10 protein-coding genes are annotated in these 15395 nt (G+C 28.3%); 3 read left to right on the top strand and 7 right to left on the bottom strand.

Going from position 1 to position 15395, the window contains the following annotated elements; translation table 11 throughout:
• Nucleotides 1-218 precede the first annotated feature (218 nt).
• The 3 genes from cdd to porU all read right to left on the bottom strand — a co-directional run bounded on the left by cdd (nucleotide 219) and on the right by porU (nucleotide 5284).
• Nucleotides 219-701 (bottom strand): cytidine deaminase, encoded by a 483-nt coding sequence (cdd, locus tag AC2TEO_RS06000; protein ID WP_442267242.1) that lies wholly within the window; start codon nucleotides 699-701, stop codon nucleotides 219-221.
• A 72-nt stretch (nucleotides 702-773) separates the two neighbouring features.
• Nucleotides 774-1865: a type IX secretion system outer membrane channel protein PorV gene (gene porV, locus AC2TEO_RS05995; RefSeq protein WP_442267241.1), complete on the bottom strand. Its 1092-nt coding sequence runs from the start codon at nucleotides 1863-1865 to the stop codon at nucleotides 774-776.
• Nucleotides 1866-1903: 38 nt separating this feature from the next.
• Entirely contained in the window at nucleotides 1904-5284 is a 3381-nt protein-coding gene (porU, locus tag AC2TEO_RS05990) for a type IX secretion system sortase PorU (RefSeq protein ID WP_442267240.1), read from the bottom strand.
• 184 nt (nucleotides 5285-5468) lie between these two features.
• Between porU and gldJ the strand changes: the two genes are divergently transcribed.
• Nucleotides 5469-7166: a gliding motility lipoprotein GldJ gene (gene gldJ / locus AC2TEO_RS05985; RefSeq protein WP_442267239.1), complete on the top strand. Its 1698-nt coding sequence runs from the start codon at nucleotides 5469-5471 to the stop codon at nucleotides 7164-7166.
• Between the two features lie 66 nt (nucleotides 7167-7232).
• Nucleotides 7233-8498, top strand: a complete 1266-nt coding sequence (locus AC2TEO_RS05980) for a UDP-N-acetylmuramoyl-tripeptide--D-alanyl-D-alanine ligase (RefSeq protein ID WP_442267238.1) — start codon at nucleotides 7233-7235, stop codon at nucleotides 8496-8498.
• Here the strand turns inward: AC2TEO_RS05980 and AC2TEO_RS05975 are convergent.
• Nucleotides 8495-9343 (bottom strand): N-acetylglucosamine kinase, encoded by an 849-nt coding sequence (locus AC2TEO_RS05975; protein WP_442267237.1) that lies wholly within the window; start codon nucleotides 9341-9343, stop codon nucleotides 8495-8497. The two genes, AC2TEO_RS05980 and AC2TEO_RS05975, sit on opposite strands and share 4 nt — an antisense overlap.
• 140 nt (nucleotides 9344-9483) lie before the next feature.
• Between AC2TEO_RS05975 and AC2TEO_RS05970 the strand changes: the two genes are divergently transcribed.
• Entirely contained in the window at nucleotides 9484-10224 is a 741-nt protein-coding gene (locus AC2TEO_RS05970; RefSeq protein WP_442267236.1) for a tyrosine-protein phosphatase, read from the top strand.
• A gap of 35 nt (nucleotides 10225-10259) precedes the next feature.
• Here the strand turns inward: AC2TEO_RS05970 and AC2TEO_RS05965 are convergent, their stop codons facing one another.
• From AC2TEO_RS05965 to AC2TEO_RS05955, 3 genes are read right to left on the bottom strand one after another with little or no spacing between them, the layout of a single operon-like run.
• Nucleotides 10260-12650, bottom strand: coding sequence for a GumC family protein (locus tag AC2TEO_RS05965; protein WP_442267235.1), 2391 nt, complete (start codon nucleotides 12648-12650; stop codon nucleotides 10260-10262).
• 3 nt (nucleotides 12651-12653) lie between these two features.
• Nucleotides 12654-13433, bottom strand: a complete 780-nt coding sequence (locus tag AC2TEO_RS05960) for a polysaccharide biosynthesis/export family protein (RefSeq protein WP_442267234.1) — start codon at nucleotides 13431-13433, stop codon at nucleotides 12654-12656.
• A 30-nt stretch (nucleotides 13434-13463) separates the two neighbouring features.
• On the bottom strand, nucleotides 13464-15362 hold the full coding sequence (locus tag AC2TEO_RS05955) for a polysaccharide biosynthesis protein (RefSeq protein WP_442267233.1): 1899 nt from the start codon (nucleotides 15360-15362) through the stop codon (nucleotides 13464-13466).
• Nucleotides 15363-15395: the final 33 nt, after the last annotated feature.

The raw sequence follows: 15395 nt of genomic DNA, 5'->3' as shown, positions 1-15395 counted from the left end.
AGATAACAAATAAACAGGTTTTGCTCTTGTAAACCTATTTTATTTTAAAATGAATATTTATTTTTGTTAGATTCTTATTATAAATCTATTATTTTTTAAATATGATAATTTGATTGATATATAAGTGAATATTTAATAAAGGTTTTTTTGTTGATTTTTTTGTTTTTTTTATTTTTTATTATGAAAACAATAAAAACTTAACCTAAGTTAACAAAAAATCACAAGTATGAACTGTCAAAAGAAAAAGGAAGTAAAGAGACTAAAGATTCTGTTTTAACTATTTTTCCTATTTCACCCATAAATATAACTTCATATGGAGCTTTTTGATTGATTTCGTATTCAAGTAAAGTTTGTCTACATGCTCCACAAGGGCCAACAGGTTGATCTACTTTTGTATTTTCAGAAGATGCTACTATAGCCAGTTTTTTTATTTTCATGTTAGGGTATTCAGAACCAGCTTTCCATATGGCAACTCGTTCTGCACACATGCCGGATGGATAGGCTGCATTTTCTTGATTATTACCATGAATTACAACACCATTTTCTAGTAATAATGCAGCTCCTACATTAAATTTTGAATAGGGAGCATAAGATTTACTTTTAGCTATGTTGGCTTCCTCTATAAGTTTTTGATCTTCTATGTTTAATTCTGAAAAATTATCATAAATAATTGCTTCAGAAGAAATATTGATTTTTTTCATGAATATGGTTCTATGCTAGCTAAAAAAAGCAGTCGTAAGACTGCTTTTTTAATGTTTTATAATGGAAAGATACTAATAATCTTCGTAAATTTCTCCTAAATCAAATGATATTGAAAAGCGTAGTGTATTTTCTAAAGGATTGTTCACATCTGAAACGTTCACTAAATAAGATAAATCTACGTTAAAAGCATTAGCTGTAAAACCAGCACCTAAAGTGAAAAATTTTCTATTTCCCTTTTCTTCACTTTCATTAAAGTATCCAGCCCTTACTGCAAAAGCGTTATTGTATAAATATTCGGCACCTAATGACCAATTTACTTCCTGTAATTCTTCGCTAAAACTACGATCTACCAAAGATGTAAACATTCCTTCAAACCAACCTCTTTCTGATCTAGATCCACTAGAAGGAACTAATAATTTTCTAAATTCTACATTAAGACCTAATGTGTTGTAATCATCAAAAATGAAATCGAAACCACCACCTAATTTAGCAATAGTTGGAATAAAGTCTTCATTTCCTGGGGTATATTCAACTTTAGGTCCAATATTGGCTACATTTAATCCGATTCTGTATCGTCCATTAAAAGTGCCATAATTTTGTTCATCAGATTGATAGTAAGCGGCAACATCAACAGCAAATGAATTTACTGCTTCTAAAGTACTGTCTACATCTAAATTAGAGTTAATATATTTTAAACCAACAGCCATAGATAGCTTCTCACTTAATTTTAAAGAATAATATCCTGAGATAGCTAGTTCAGTTGGGTTAATACTTCCGTTACTTGAACCATCAGTACTAGTTAAATCGATTCTACCTAAAGAGAATAATTTTAAGTCTGCTCCCCAAGCACTATTCTCGCTAAATCTATTAATTACAGATAGATTTCCTGCGAAAATATCATCTGTTAAGTTTCTTAACCAAGGAACATAACTAGCTCCAATACTTAGTTTGTTACTGTTAAAAGCAATTTTTGCAGGGTTATGATATAAAGAGAATGCATCGGATGAAGTTGCTACACCAATGTCTCCCATACCTCCAGCTCTTGCATCGGAGTTTATCTGTAAAAATGGAACTGCGGTAGTAAGTGCTTTAGCGTCTAGCTGAGCATTTAGCTTAATACCTGTAATAGAAATAGCTAAGGTTAGTAATAGTATTTTTTTCATTTTGATTTTAACATTATTTTGACAAATATATGATTTTATTATAGGATAACTAATTTCTCATACTTCTCTGATGATAAATTATTAACAGATGAAGTTACTTTAATTTTATATATATAAACACCTTTACCTATTTTATTACCAAAATCATCTAAACCATTCCAATTTATAGATCTAGATAACGCTCCATTCGTTTGTACAGTTTGATTAATCGTTTTTACTATCTTACCTGAAACTGTAAAGATTTGTATCTGAACTTCTAATGGTTCATTGGGTTTGTTGTGGTTAAACCAAAATTCAGTGTAATTGGTAAATGGATTAGGGTAGTTTAATACATTTTCTAATGAGAGTTTAGTGTCACTTATAACTTCAAAAGTTAACGTGATTTCTGATGAATTATTATAAGTATCCCAAGCTTTTATTTTTAAAGTGTGTGTGCCTATAGATAAATTTCTAAATTTAAAGTTTACTTCTCCTTTGGTAAAATCATTTAGTTCAGTTTCATAGAAATCATTTAAAATAAATGGTTCAGATTCATTTCCATCAAGAATAGCAACAATATCATGATCTACAGCAGTTATGGAAGTGTTAATTCCACTAATATCAGATAATTTTATAATTAAATTTGGAGATGAGTTTGTTGTTCCTCCATCTATAAATGATTCATCGTTCATAAAAGCTTTTAACTCAGGGCCAGTATTGTCTTCGGTTGCATTTTCATTTATTCCGCCTACTGTTATGTCGAAATTAACTCCACCTTTATCTTCATTTTCATTTTGAGCATACAAGCTAATTTTTCCTTTACCATTAGCGATTTTTATATCTTTAGGAACTATAAATTCAAATTCGAAACGACCATTTTCAACAGAAGATTTACCTCTGAAAATTTTACTATCCTGAGAATCGAAAGTATTAATAATACCAAAGCCATCATTATCTAATGTAGTTTTATCAATTGGTTTATCAAAAATTGTAGTAAATACGACACCATTAAAATCGGTTAAAGGATTTCCTACATTATCACTAACGATACCTTCTAGTTTAATTTTAGATAAAGCTTTTAATGTATCAATCGGTTGAGAAATATCAACATCATTTACTTTTGTGATTCTTACATCTGGTTTTGGAATTGCTAATTTCATAGCTGGATCTCCAAAAAAGAATATGAAAAAGCGTTGATTACTTGAGGTTTCATTTTTAGTTTTTATAAGATTAGCAGCAATACTGTCATCAGAATTATCAAAATCAAAAACATATTTAGCTAATTCTTTATTAAATGCCTCTCCTAAAAAAATAAAAACATCTCTTGTTGTTGTTATCATACTAACAGCTCCTCCGTTAGGATTTAAGAATAACTGCTCACCTGCTGTATCTCTTAGTGGGTTGTCAAATCTTGAAAACTCGCAAGTAACTGTTATAAATAAGGGTAAGGTGTTAAGGTTATTGAATCCTTGAATTTGTGGTACTTCTAAAATACGTTCTAAAGCTAGTCCATCTTCACCACCATGACCAAAATAATCAAAAGCAAGTACTCCTTTTTCCATTGCATTTGTAATAGCGTTTTTTACATCAGGATAACGCTCACCTCCAGAAGAGTTTTCTTGTTTAAAAGCATCTGCATAAATTTTATTAATATTTAAAACGGGTTTATATTTTTTTATACTATCAGCAACTTCTTCTAATCCAGACTGAAGAGTTCGATCTGAATTTTCATCTATATCGTCGGCTATTAAGGCAATATTATTTCTCCAATCACCAAAAGCATCAGTTTTATAGTAACTTAGTATTTTATCAATAACATTACTAGCTTCTTGAACAGTAGTAACAGGAATTCTACCAGAAACAATGTCTATGTCATCAGTTGCTAACATGCGACCATCATTATCATCTACCATTACATAAAAATCATCAGTAACATAAGAAGCAACTAAATCAAAACTTTCTTCAGCATGAAAAGTTGGAACTATATTGTTATTACCAGTAAGTCTATTTTTAAAATCATAAGAAGAGTCACCAAAAAAACATACATACTTTAATTTTTGGGAGCTAGTATCATGTAAATATTTAATAAAATCACGTATTCCAACTATATCAGGTGAGCCTGAAGAAAATTCATTGTATATGTCTGAAACATTTACAACTTTAGTGTTTAAATTTGAATTTTTTTGATGATAATCTGCTAAACGTTGTGCTTGGTTCTTTAATTCATCATTAGTTATTACTAAATATTCAATATCAGTTAAACTTTGTAAGTTTTGATTTTTAACTACAGAAACAGCGATTTTTTCTGGAGAAAAATAATCGTTTTCATTTAAAACTACATATTCTTTTAAATTTCCGCCTAAGGCTTTAAAAGAAAAGATGTTAGAATCTGGAGTTTCATTTATAATTATTGAAGGATTTAAAGGGTCTGTTATATCCCATAATTGAGAAATACTATTTGAATTTTGAACTTGATAAGATACAATATTTGTGTTTTTAGCTTGGTCAAAACTTCTGAAATTAAATTGTTTATCTCCAGCAATTAATTGTTTTTTTCCTATTATTTCAATATAATCTAAGAAAGCATTAGCAGATGGATTCCCGTTATTGTTGTAATTAATGTTAATGGAAATATCATTAGCAGCATTTATATTTCCTGAACTAACACCGTATCTTGCTAGTCCTGAAGATGTAGAGTTGGAAACTGGGGGGAAACTTATAGTTGGAATATTATTTCCATTTACAGTAATATTCATGTTTGAAGTAGTTGTAGATTGGGTAACGGCTGTTACCCTAACTAAAAGATCGGAACCAGTAACAGCGTTTTCAAAAGATAAATTGAAATCCTGATTAGAATTAATACTAAAGTTTTCACCAAACCACAATCTACCAACAGCTAAAATATTTGTTTCTTCTTTTTCATGAAATATGAAGTCGTCAAATTCACTAATGTTTAAAGTAGCATTATTTGTAATAGGTTGATTATTAGTGATTCTTTTTCCTGGGTTATCTGATATATTTATAAAGTAATATGCTTTATTAGAATATATATTTTGAATATGATTTGCAGTTTCATTGTTAATATCGATATTCCAACTATGAGGCCCAACACCATAAAATAGTATGTAATCATTATCATTGAATTGTCCATCTTCTTCACCTTTTACAAAAATTGAGTTTTCTTGTAAATCTTGATGTCGAAAATCTGAAGCTAATTCAGGTAATAATTTTCCTCCATTCCCATATATTTTAATATTTTTGGGCTTTAAAGAATTTATATTAATTCCTAGGCTAGATAAAAAGTTAGCATCTATTTTGAATACGCCAGAAACGTCTATTGAAAATTTATACCATTCTCCATTTGCAAGAGCAGAGTTTCTTGTTTGACTAAAAAGACAAACAGAATAGAAGATTAGAATTAAAAGTGACTTTTTTTTCATGAAATGTTCTAATATAACGAGACCTTTTGTAGGTTAGTATTCATTTTACAAGATTAATATAATAAAGTGAAAAAACAATCGTTAAGATTTAGTATTCATTAATGATTCAAAATTATTATATTTATATATTAATATGAATTTTAAATGTTGTAAATTGGCAGACCCTAAAAAAAGAAATTAATACATGAGAAGTACGTTAAAATTATTAGGTTTACTAGTTATCTCCACAATCATTTTTTCTTGTAATAGTTCAAGAAGAAGCTCTGGTAAATCTTCTCTTACAGGATGGAATTTTAATGATCCTAACTATGGTAATTATGTTAAAGGAGATTTTAAAGATGGAAATACTCCTCCTGGTATGGTTCATATTGAAGGTGGAACTTTTACTATGGGACTAGTTCAGGATGATGTTATGTTTGATTGGAATACTACACCAAAACAAATGCATGTTCGTTCTTTTTATATGGATGAAGCAGAGGTGACAAATTCTGAGTATAGTTTATTCATGCAATATACTAAAGATGTATTTCCTCCTTCAGATCCTCAATTTAAACATATTTATCCTTCGATTTTACCAGATACTCTAGTTTGGAGAAAAGGTTTAGGAAATACAAACTTACTTTCAGAAAGTTATTTAAGACACCCAGCTTACTCAGATTATCCAGTGGTTGGAGTTACTTGGATTCAAGCAAATCAATATTGTAAATGGAGAACAAATGCGGTGAATCTTAAAATTTTAATGGATAAAGGAGTTATCACTAATATATTTAAAGAAGATTCCTTAGAGTTTAGAGGAAGAAATAATTTCGATACGGATGTGTATTTAACAGATCCTTACGTGTTATTTGATGGAGACTCAACAATTTATAAAAAAGGGATTCCAGTACCTAGAAAAAAAGGAGATCCTAAACCAGAGAAAGGAGCTTTTACTGGTAGACAAGTAACATCTTCTGATGGTATTCTTTCACAAAAATTTAGGTTACCTACAGAAACAGAATGGGAATATGCTGCTAAAGCTATTTTTGAAAATAGAGAATATAACAATATCCGAGGTAGAAAAAAATATGCTTGGGGTGGTAAATATACAAGAAACAGATCAAGATCTAGAAGAGGCGATCAATTAGCTAACTTTAAACAAGGAAAAGGAAATTATAGTGGTATTGCTGGTTGGAGTAGTGATGGAGCAGATATTCCTAATGCAGTTAGAAGTTATCCTCCAAATGCGTTTGGGTTATATGATATGTCGGGTAATGTGGCTGAATGGGTTTCAGATGTATATAGACCTTTAGTAGATTCAGAGGCAAATGACTTTAATTATTTTAGAGGAAATATTTACACAAAAAAGTTAATTGACGCAAATGGTAAAGTAGTGATTGTAGATGATAGTGAGGTTGAAAATGATACCTTAGTAAATGGTAATATTGTACCAAAAGCTTTACCAGGAACAATTAAATATATCCCTATTACTAAAGATGATACTTACATGAGAAGGAATTATTCTTTTGCAGATAACTCAGATTTAAATGATGGAGATAAAAAATCTACAAAAAATTTCGATGCTGATGAAGATCAAAGAGTTCCTAGAATGTATGATTCTCCTATAAGACCTCAAGCTGAAAGAGATACTTTAGGAAATGTAATTTCTAGTTTAGAGTACGATAAGAAAAGAAGAACAACTCTTATCAGTAATAAAACAAGAGTATATAAAGGAGGTTCTTGGGCAGACAGAGAATACTGGTTAGATCCAGCTCAAAGAAGATATTTCCCAGAATATATTTCTACTAACTTTATTGGATTCAGATGTGCTACAGATAAGGTAGGTCCAATGGTTAGAGATCAAAAAAAGACGGCAACACCAAGATATAGTTATTCAAGAAATTAAACATTTATCTTGTAAAACATAAATTAAAGCCTCACTTTTTAAGTGAGGTTTTTTTATTTTTACATTATGAATATAGAAGATATTTATAATTTATATAGCCAATATTATTTGGTTGACACAGACACAAGAAAAATTAGAAAAAACACAATTTTTTTCGCATTAAAAGGAGAAAATTTTAATGGAAATAAATTTGCTGAAGAGGCTTTAAATAAAGGTGCTTTATATAGTATTGTTGATGAAAAAAAGTACAAAACTAATCCTAATATTATAGTAGTAGATAATGTATTAAAAACTCTTCAAAAATTAGCTAATTATCATAGAAAAGAGTTAAATATACCTATAATATCTTTAACGGGCAGTAATGGTAAAACAACAACTAAAGAATTAATTGATGTAGTTTTAAATAAAAAGTTTGTAACTAATGCAACTAAAGGAAATCTAAATAATCATATAGGTGTTCCATTAACTTTATTGTCTATGACTACTGAAACAGAAATTGGTATCGTTGAGATGGGAGCAAATCATCATAAAGAGATTGCTTTTTTATCAAGTATAGCTGAACCAGATTATGGTTATATAACGAACTTTGGAAAGGCTCATTTAGAAGGATTTGGTTCTGTACAAGGTGTTATAGAAGCAAAATCTGAATTGTATGAGTTTTTAATTCGTAATAATAAAAAGATATTTGTTAATCAAAATGACCCTATTCAATTAGAAAAAACTAAAAATGCTAATGTAATTTATTTAGATGATACGATTTCATTTATAAGTTCTAATCCAACAGTTACAGTACTATTTAATAATACAAACATTAGAACAAATTTAATTGGGAGATACAATTATGATAACATAGCATGCGCTATAACTATAGGAAAATATTTTGGTGTATCAGATGAACTAATAAAAAATGCTGTAGAGAGTTATATTTCCAATAATAATCGTTCTCAAGTGCTTAAAATGGGAAGTAATGAGGTTATTTTAGATGCTTATAATGCTAATCCAACAAGTATGAAGGCTGCTCTTGAAAGTTTTTATCAAACAATCACAGATAATAAAAAGATTGTTATACTTGGTGATATGTTTGAGTTAGGTGAAAAAAGTGAAGAAGAGCATCAAGAAATAGCTAATCTATCAAATGAGTTATCGTTCGATAAAGTTTTTTTTATTGGTGAACATTTTTTTCAAACTGAAATTGATTCAAAAAATTTGAAGTTTTCAAATTTTGAAAACTTCAAAAATTATTTAAAACAACACGATATAAGAAATTGTAATATTCTAATTAAAGGTTCTAGAGGAATGGCTCTAGAAAGAGTTATAGAGTTATTAGGTTAAATATTAGCTTTATGATACTCTAGAAGTTTATCAATAGGTCTTTGTATTACTCCAGTAATTTTTAAATCATATTTTTTTGCTATTTTTCCCAAAATATCACCAAAGTAATATGCAATAGAACCTATAAAGTAAATAGGAGTTGAGCTATCTTTTTTATAGGGTAAAACTCTATATTTAAAGAATTCCTCAAAGCCTTTTTTTATAGTTTTCTTTATGTATTTTTCTTCTTTAAATTCAAACATAAATTTAGCAAACGTAGCTAAAAACATATTAGGATTTGGCTGTTTATATAAGTTATGTTTTATATGATCAGCATCTAAATTGAATTCATTTGAAAATTTTTGAGCAATTTTTTTTGGCATTTGGTTATAATAGTAATCTCGTATAAGTTTTTTACCAAAATAATTACCACTTGCTTCATCCATAATTGTATAACCTAATGAAGGAGCTATCATTTCTAATTCATTACCATTAAAATAACAACTATTCGATCCAGTTCCTAAAATGCAAACAATAGCAGGCTCTTTTCCAGAAGCTGCATAAACAGCAGCTAACATATCTTCAGCAATATTAATCGTTGCATTTGTGAATATTTCTTTCATAACCTTATGAAGAACTTCTACAGGTTTAGGTGTACCACAGCCAGCACCATAAAAATGAATTGCGCTAACTTCATCTTTAATATTTATTAACTGAAACATATTTACAATACGATTTCTCAGTTCTTCTTCTTGAACAACTGCAGGATTTAACCCTAAAGTACGCACTCTAAATATTTCATTCTTATTATTGTCTAAAGCAATCCAATCTGCTTTAGTAGATCCTCCGTCTGCTATTAAAATCATTGTTTTAGTTGATGTTTAAATCAAATATATATTTTAGAATCTGGATATACAATAGGTAAATTAATTTCAAACGTTTTCGTCGAAATAAAAGTTGAATTTTTGATTAAATACTTTAATTTTACAGAGATTTAATATATGTTATGTTTTTTTTAAAAGAAAAGAGTGTACCATTAACTACATTTTTCAATGATAGTTTTGTAGACATACATTCGCATTTACTACCTGGAATTGATGACGGAGCAAAGAATATCGAGCACACAATATCTTTAATTTCTAAAATGAAATCTTATGGGATAAAAAATTTCATTACAACGCCACACGTTTTAGGTGATGTGTATCCAAATACTTCTATAATTATTAATGAAAAATTAGAAGTTGTAAGAGATGTATTAAATAAATCCGGATATAATGATATAAATATTAATGCAGCAGCAGAATATATGATGGATGAAAAATTCTCAGAACTTTTAGAGAAAAATGATATACTCACTTTAAAAGAAAATTTTGTCTTAGTTGAGATGTCTTATTTTAATGCACCATATAATTTATATGAAGTTTTATTTGAGATTCAATTAAAGGGATATAAACCTGTTTTAGCTCATCCCGAGCGTTATATTTTTTATCATAATGATTTTCAAAATTATTATAAACTAAAAAAATCAGGTTGTTTATTTCAATTAAACCTATTATCATTAACTGAACAATATGGTAAAGGAGTAAAGAATACAGCTGAAAAGTTAATAAAAGAGAACTTATATGACTTTGTAGGTACAGATACTCATCACGAGAATCATTTAAGATTACTGAAAAAAATAGGCACAAAGAAAAATTATAAAAAAATTGAAAATTTATTAAAGAATAATACTAAATTTTTAATATAAAAAAAGGATGAATTTTAAAATTCATCCTTTTTTATTTACTTATTAAATATCCTTTTATACCAAGGTTTTTTTGTATCATCTACGTTTCCATATCCGTATCCATAACCATATCCATAACCATATCCATAACCTCTAGTCATATCGGTATCATTTAATACAATAGCCATATTAGGTAATTTTTCTTCTTTATATAAAGTGTCAGGTACAGTTAGTAGTCTTTTATCTAGATAGTTAGCTCTTGTTATGTACAAGAAAACATTAGCGTGTTTGGCAATTAAAAGTGTATCTGTTACTAAGTTTACAGGAGCTGTATCTACCAATACATAATCGTAATCCGTTGTTAATTCATCAAATAATTCTTGAACTCTACCAGACATTAATAATTCGGCAGGATTAGGAGGGATAACACCAGAGGCAATAATGTCTAAATCTTTTAATTCTGGAACTCTAAATTTTAAATCGTTTAAAGTAATGTTATTATTTGTTATATAGTTGGTTACACCTTTTCTATCAGGGATTCCTAAATATTCAGTTACCTTAGGAGCACGAAGATCCATACCCACGAGAACTACTTTTTTACCAGATAAAGCTAAAGTGGAAGCAAGATTAATTGAAATAAAAGATTTTCCTTCTCCACTTGTAGTAGAAGTAACAAATATTGTCTTTCCTTTTTCAGATTTAGTATTAGATAACATAAAATCTAAGTTAGTTCTAATCAATCTAAATGCTTCAGCAGTGCTAGATCTAGCATCAGAATTAACTATAATTTTTTGTCCAGTTTCATTATGAGGAACATCTCCAATGAAAGGAACTGAAGTAAGCTCTTGAATATCTCTTTTAGTATGCACTTTGGTATCTAAAAGATCTCTCAAGTAAATTATAATAAAAGGTACAATGACTCCAAGTAATAATGCAGCTAAAAAGATAATCTTCTTTTTAGGAGAAACAGGAATATCAGAACCATATGCTTTATCTATTATTTTTGCATTATCTACAGTAACAGCTAGTGAAATTGCTGTTTCTTCTCTCTTGCGTAATAAATAAGAATATAAAGTTGCAATAATCTCTTGTTGTCTAGCTATATCTAAAAACTTTCTTTCCTTAACAGGGATAGACGATATTTTAGAGCCCATAATTTGAGCTTCCCTATTTAAATTATCTAGTTTAAATTGTACAGCTTTTTCTTGATTAATTAACCCTATTTTTATTGATTTTCTTAAGTCATCAATATTACGCTGAATCTCTACTACAGCTAAGTTTTTTAACCCTGCACTTTTTAATAGGTTGTTTTTTCTTAATAATAGTTGGTTGTATTCATTAATAGCTTTTCCAATATTAATGTCTTGTAAACCTAGGTTAGGAGGTAATGTTCCTTCGCTTTTTTCAAGCTCTTTTTGAAGAGATTTAATAATGTTTAATTCAACATTAGATTGTATTATTTTCTGACGATTATTAGTACTTGATTCTAAAACTAACTTTGCTTCAGATTCAATATTCGTAACGTTATAATCTTTTTTAAAATCTTTTACCTTATCTTCAACAATAGCTAATTCTTTACCAACTTCATCTAAACGTTCATCTATAAACTCAACAGTTTTTGTAGAAACTTCTGTTTTATCTTTTATAGCATCTAAATTGTATTGACTTACAATAGCGTTTAAAATATCTTCTGCTTTTTGAAGAACTGCTGATTGTAATGAAAGCTTAAGAACACTAGAGTTTTTGTTAATTGGAGAAATTGAAACACTTTTTATAAGCTGATCTATAATTTTATCTTTTGGATATAATACAATTACGATTTTTTTATTGATGTGTTCTTCTTCAAAAAAAGAGGTTTTGGAAATAGAAAAATCTCCTAATTCTTCAATTTTAAATGTTTCATTAAAATTTAAATTGTCATGAGTTAAATCATTCTTTCTGTCGTAAATCTGAAAAGAATCTTTAGATTTTAATTTGATAAAAAATGAAGTTGTTTTTTCAATTTTATCGAAAAATAGACTATCAGTAACAGATAAAGTAATCGGGGTATTTTTATATGTCTCAGAATTTTTAACTCTACCTTCAGAAATATATTTAGTTGTTAAATTCAATTTGTTAACAACATCACCTAAGATTTTACGAGATTTTAAAATTTCAATTTCGTTATCAGGATTATTACTTGAGCCACCACCTATAATACCTAAATCTTCGAAAGCAGCTAATTCAGCTGAGATTCCAGACTTTTTATTGTCTTTTATCATTATAGTTGTACTAGCCGAATACTTTGGTGTAGAATATCTTAAATATAAAAAGGCAAAAGTAATACTAAGAATAGTACCTATAACAAACCATTTCCAATGGATTAAATATTTTTCAATTTCAGCACGTATATTTATAGTTTCATGATCATTAATTTCATGAGTGTTTACATTTATATTACTACTCATTTTCTAGAATCTTGTTATAAGTGTTATTAATGATATTACTATAGATCCTACAGAAACCATTAGCCCTGTGTTTCTGTTGAATGCGGCGTCTTGTGAAGAAGCTTTATTTTGATCTACATAAACTAGATCATTTTGTTGTAAATAATAAACAGGAGAAGTAAAAATATCATTAGATCTGATATCAATATCAAATTGTAATTTTTTACCATTAATTTCTCTAAATACTTTTATAGTATTTCTTTTTCCTGTAATATTTAAATCACCTGCTAATCCTATCGCTTCAAGAATAGTAATTCTTTCATTTGGAATAGTGTAAGTGCCAGGTCTTCTTACATCTCCTAATACAGTTACACTATAATTAGCTATTCTTATGTTTATTGTTGGGTTTTTTACATAGTCAGGATCCAGTTTTTCCTTTAACATTTTAATTACTTCATCTCGAGTTAGTCCTCCTATTTTTAATTTACCAATTACAGGAAAATCAATATAACCATTATTGTCTATAAGATATGTTTGTTGTTGAGGGGTACCTATTGCTCTATTTGTTGTAGTTGCAAAGTTAACAGCAGGTAAATTAAAAGTTTTTACAGATTCAAAATCAAGAGCAGAAACTGTTATTTGAAGTAAATCATCAGGCTTAAATATAGTTTTGTATGAGTTTGAAACTTTATTTTGATCTATTTGATCGTTTTGAAAATAAGTAATATCTTTTTTAGAGACACAAGATGTTAATGTAACACTTAAAAAAAGTATAAAAAAAACAACTTTATAAGCTTTTTGCATTTGTCAAATTTTTTGGCGAAAGTAATAAAATTAATTTAAAATCTTTTTATCTAGTTTTTCATAGATAGAATTATTAGATTTAAATTCAGGTACAATCTCTTTAATTAATTTTACAGATTTATTGTTTTCATATTTAATATTTTCCACACAAAGATTTTCTATTTTCTTTTTAACGTCGTTAACATTTAAATCTTGTGTTTTGGCAATCATAATTTTTTCATGATAGGTTGGTGTTGTGTTTTCACCATTTGCTAATAATTCTTCATAAAGTTTTTCACCAGGTCTTAATCCAGTTATTTTAATGTCAATGTCCTCTGGATACTTCAATCCAGATAAATGAATCATTCTTTTAGCAATATCAAATATTTTTACAGATTTACCCATGTCAAAAATATAAATTTCACCACCTTCACCCATTGTTCCAGCTTCAATTACTAACTGACAAGCTTCAGGAATTGTCATGAAGTAACGAGTTATATCTTTATGAGTAACAGTCAAAGGGCCACCGTTTTCTATTTGTTTTTTAAATAAAGGAATTACTGAGCCATTAGATCCTAACACATTTCCAAAACGTGTAGTAGTAAATTTAGTTGTTTTACTAGTGTTACTCAAGCAACTAATATACATTTCAGCAACTCTTTTTGTCGCTCCCATTACATTTGTTGGATTTACAGCTTTATCTGTAGATACCATAACAAATCTATCTACACCATATTTTATTGATAAGTCTGCTATGTTTTTTGTGCCCTTAATATTTATTTTAATAGCTTCATAAGGACTATCTTCCATTAAAGGAACATGTTTGTATGCTGCTGCATGATATACTTTATCGGGTTTAAATTCCTTAAATACAGCTTCCATTCTTACATGATCCCTTACATCTGCAACAATAGAGGTAAAGTTTTTAATTCCGGTTCTTAATAGTTCTTGTTGAATTTCATATAATGGAGATTCTGCTTGATCGATAAGAACTAAATGTTTATGATTATATTTACAAATCTGTCTAGATATTTCACTACCTATTGAACCAGCAGCTCCAGTTACCAATATAACTTTATCGTTAACATCTCTTTTAACTATTGGATTGTCAATAGAAATAGGTTTTCTATCTAACAAATCTTCAATCTTTACTTGCTTAATTTGATTTGCTTCGAAGTCACCTCCAATCCACTTAGCAAATGGTGGAACAATTTTAGGTTTTACATTGAGTTGTAAAAGTTTATCTGTAAGATATAGAAGTCTCTCAGATTTTATATTTTGAATAGAAAAGATAATTTCGTGGATTTCTTTATCGTCAACAAATTTCTTAGTTATTTGAGATCTACTGTAAATTTTTACTCTATCTATTTTTTTTCCAACTTTGTTTTTATCATCATCGATAAAACCTACAACTTCATAGTTGTTTCTTGTATCTCTATTAAGTGCTCCATATGTAATTAAACCAGAATCTCCAGCACCATATATCATTACATTAGTAATATCTTTTAATTCGGAAGATATAATTTCATAAAAAGCTTTGAAGATAAATCTACAAACTACAAGTACAAAAATTGTGATAAAATAATGAATTAAAACAATAGTTTTAGGTATTGTAAACCATGGGAAAAACTTAAAAACATTATTTGTTGCAACAAAAAAGACTATTCCCATAGAAGCTATTGTGACCCCTATAAAAACATTAAAAGCATCTCTGGTTCCTGTATGTCTTATTATTCCTTTATTGGATCCAACCAACCAAAAGCTAATCAATGAAATTAAAGAAACAAAAGGTATTTGATAGGTTAAATTAGATACATTAAAATCTAAAGATGCAAATCTTATAGTGTACGCCAATATAAAAGATAAGGCAACTAAAATAGTATCTATAAAAAGCACAACCCAATGTGAAGCATGCTTGTTAAGAGCTTTTAAAAGAAAATTTCTAATCATCGATCTAGAATGAATTCGAGTAAAGATACAATT

The sequence above is a fragment of the Tenacibaculum aquaeponti genome (genome assembly GCF_057221555.1).
This window is presented reverse-complemented; position numbering and strand designations above follow the sequence as displayed.

Bases quoted from the DNA above. Each gene is read 5' to 3' on its own strand.
- porU (WP_442267240.1), bottom strand. From the start codon at position 5,284: ATGAAAAAAAAGTCACTTTTAATTCTAATCTTCTATTCTGTTTGTCTT.
- porV (WP_442267241.1), bottom strand. From the start codon at position 1,865: ATGAAAAAAATACTATTACTAACCTTAGCTATTTCTATTACAGGTATT.
- cdd (WP_442267242.1), bottom strand. From the start codon at position 701: ATGAAAAAAATCAATATTTCTTCTGAAGCAATTATTTATGATAATTTT.
- AC2TEO_RS05965 (WP_442267235.1), bottom strand. From the start codon at position 12,650: ATGAGTAGTAATATAAATGTAAACACTCATGAAATTAATGATCATGAA.
- AC2TEO_RS05975 (WP_442267237.1), bottom strand. From the start codon at position 9,343: ATGATTTTAATAGCAGACGGAGGATCTACTAAAGCAGATTGGATTGCT.
- AC2TEO_RS05970 (WP_442267236.1), top strand. From the start codon at position 9,484: ATGTTTTTTTTAAAAGAAAAGAGTGTACCATTAACTACATTTTTCAAT.
- gldJ (WP_442267239.1), top strand. From the start codon at position 5,469: ATGAGAAGTACGTTAAAATTATTAGGTTTACTAGTTATCTCCACAATC.
- AC2TEO_RS05955 (WP_442267233.1), bottom strand. From the start codon at position 15,362: ATGATTAGAAATTTTCTTTTAAAAGCTCTTAACAAGCATGCTTCACAT.
- AC2TEO_RS05980 (WP_442267238.1), top strand. From the start codon at position 7,233: ATGAATATAGAAGATATTTATAATTTATATAGCCAATATTATTTGGTT.
- AC2TEO_RS05960 (WP_442267234.1), bottom strand. From the start codon at position 13,433: ATGCAAAAAGCTTATAAAGTTGTTTTTTTTATACTTTTTTTAAGTGTT.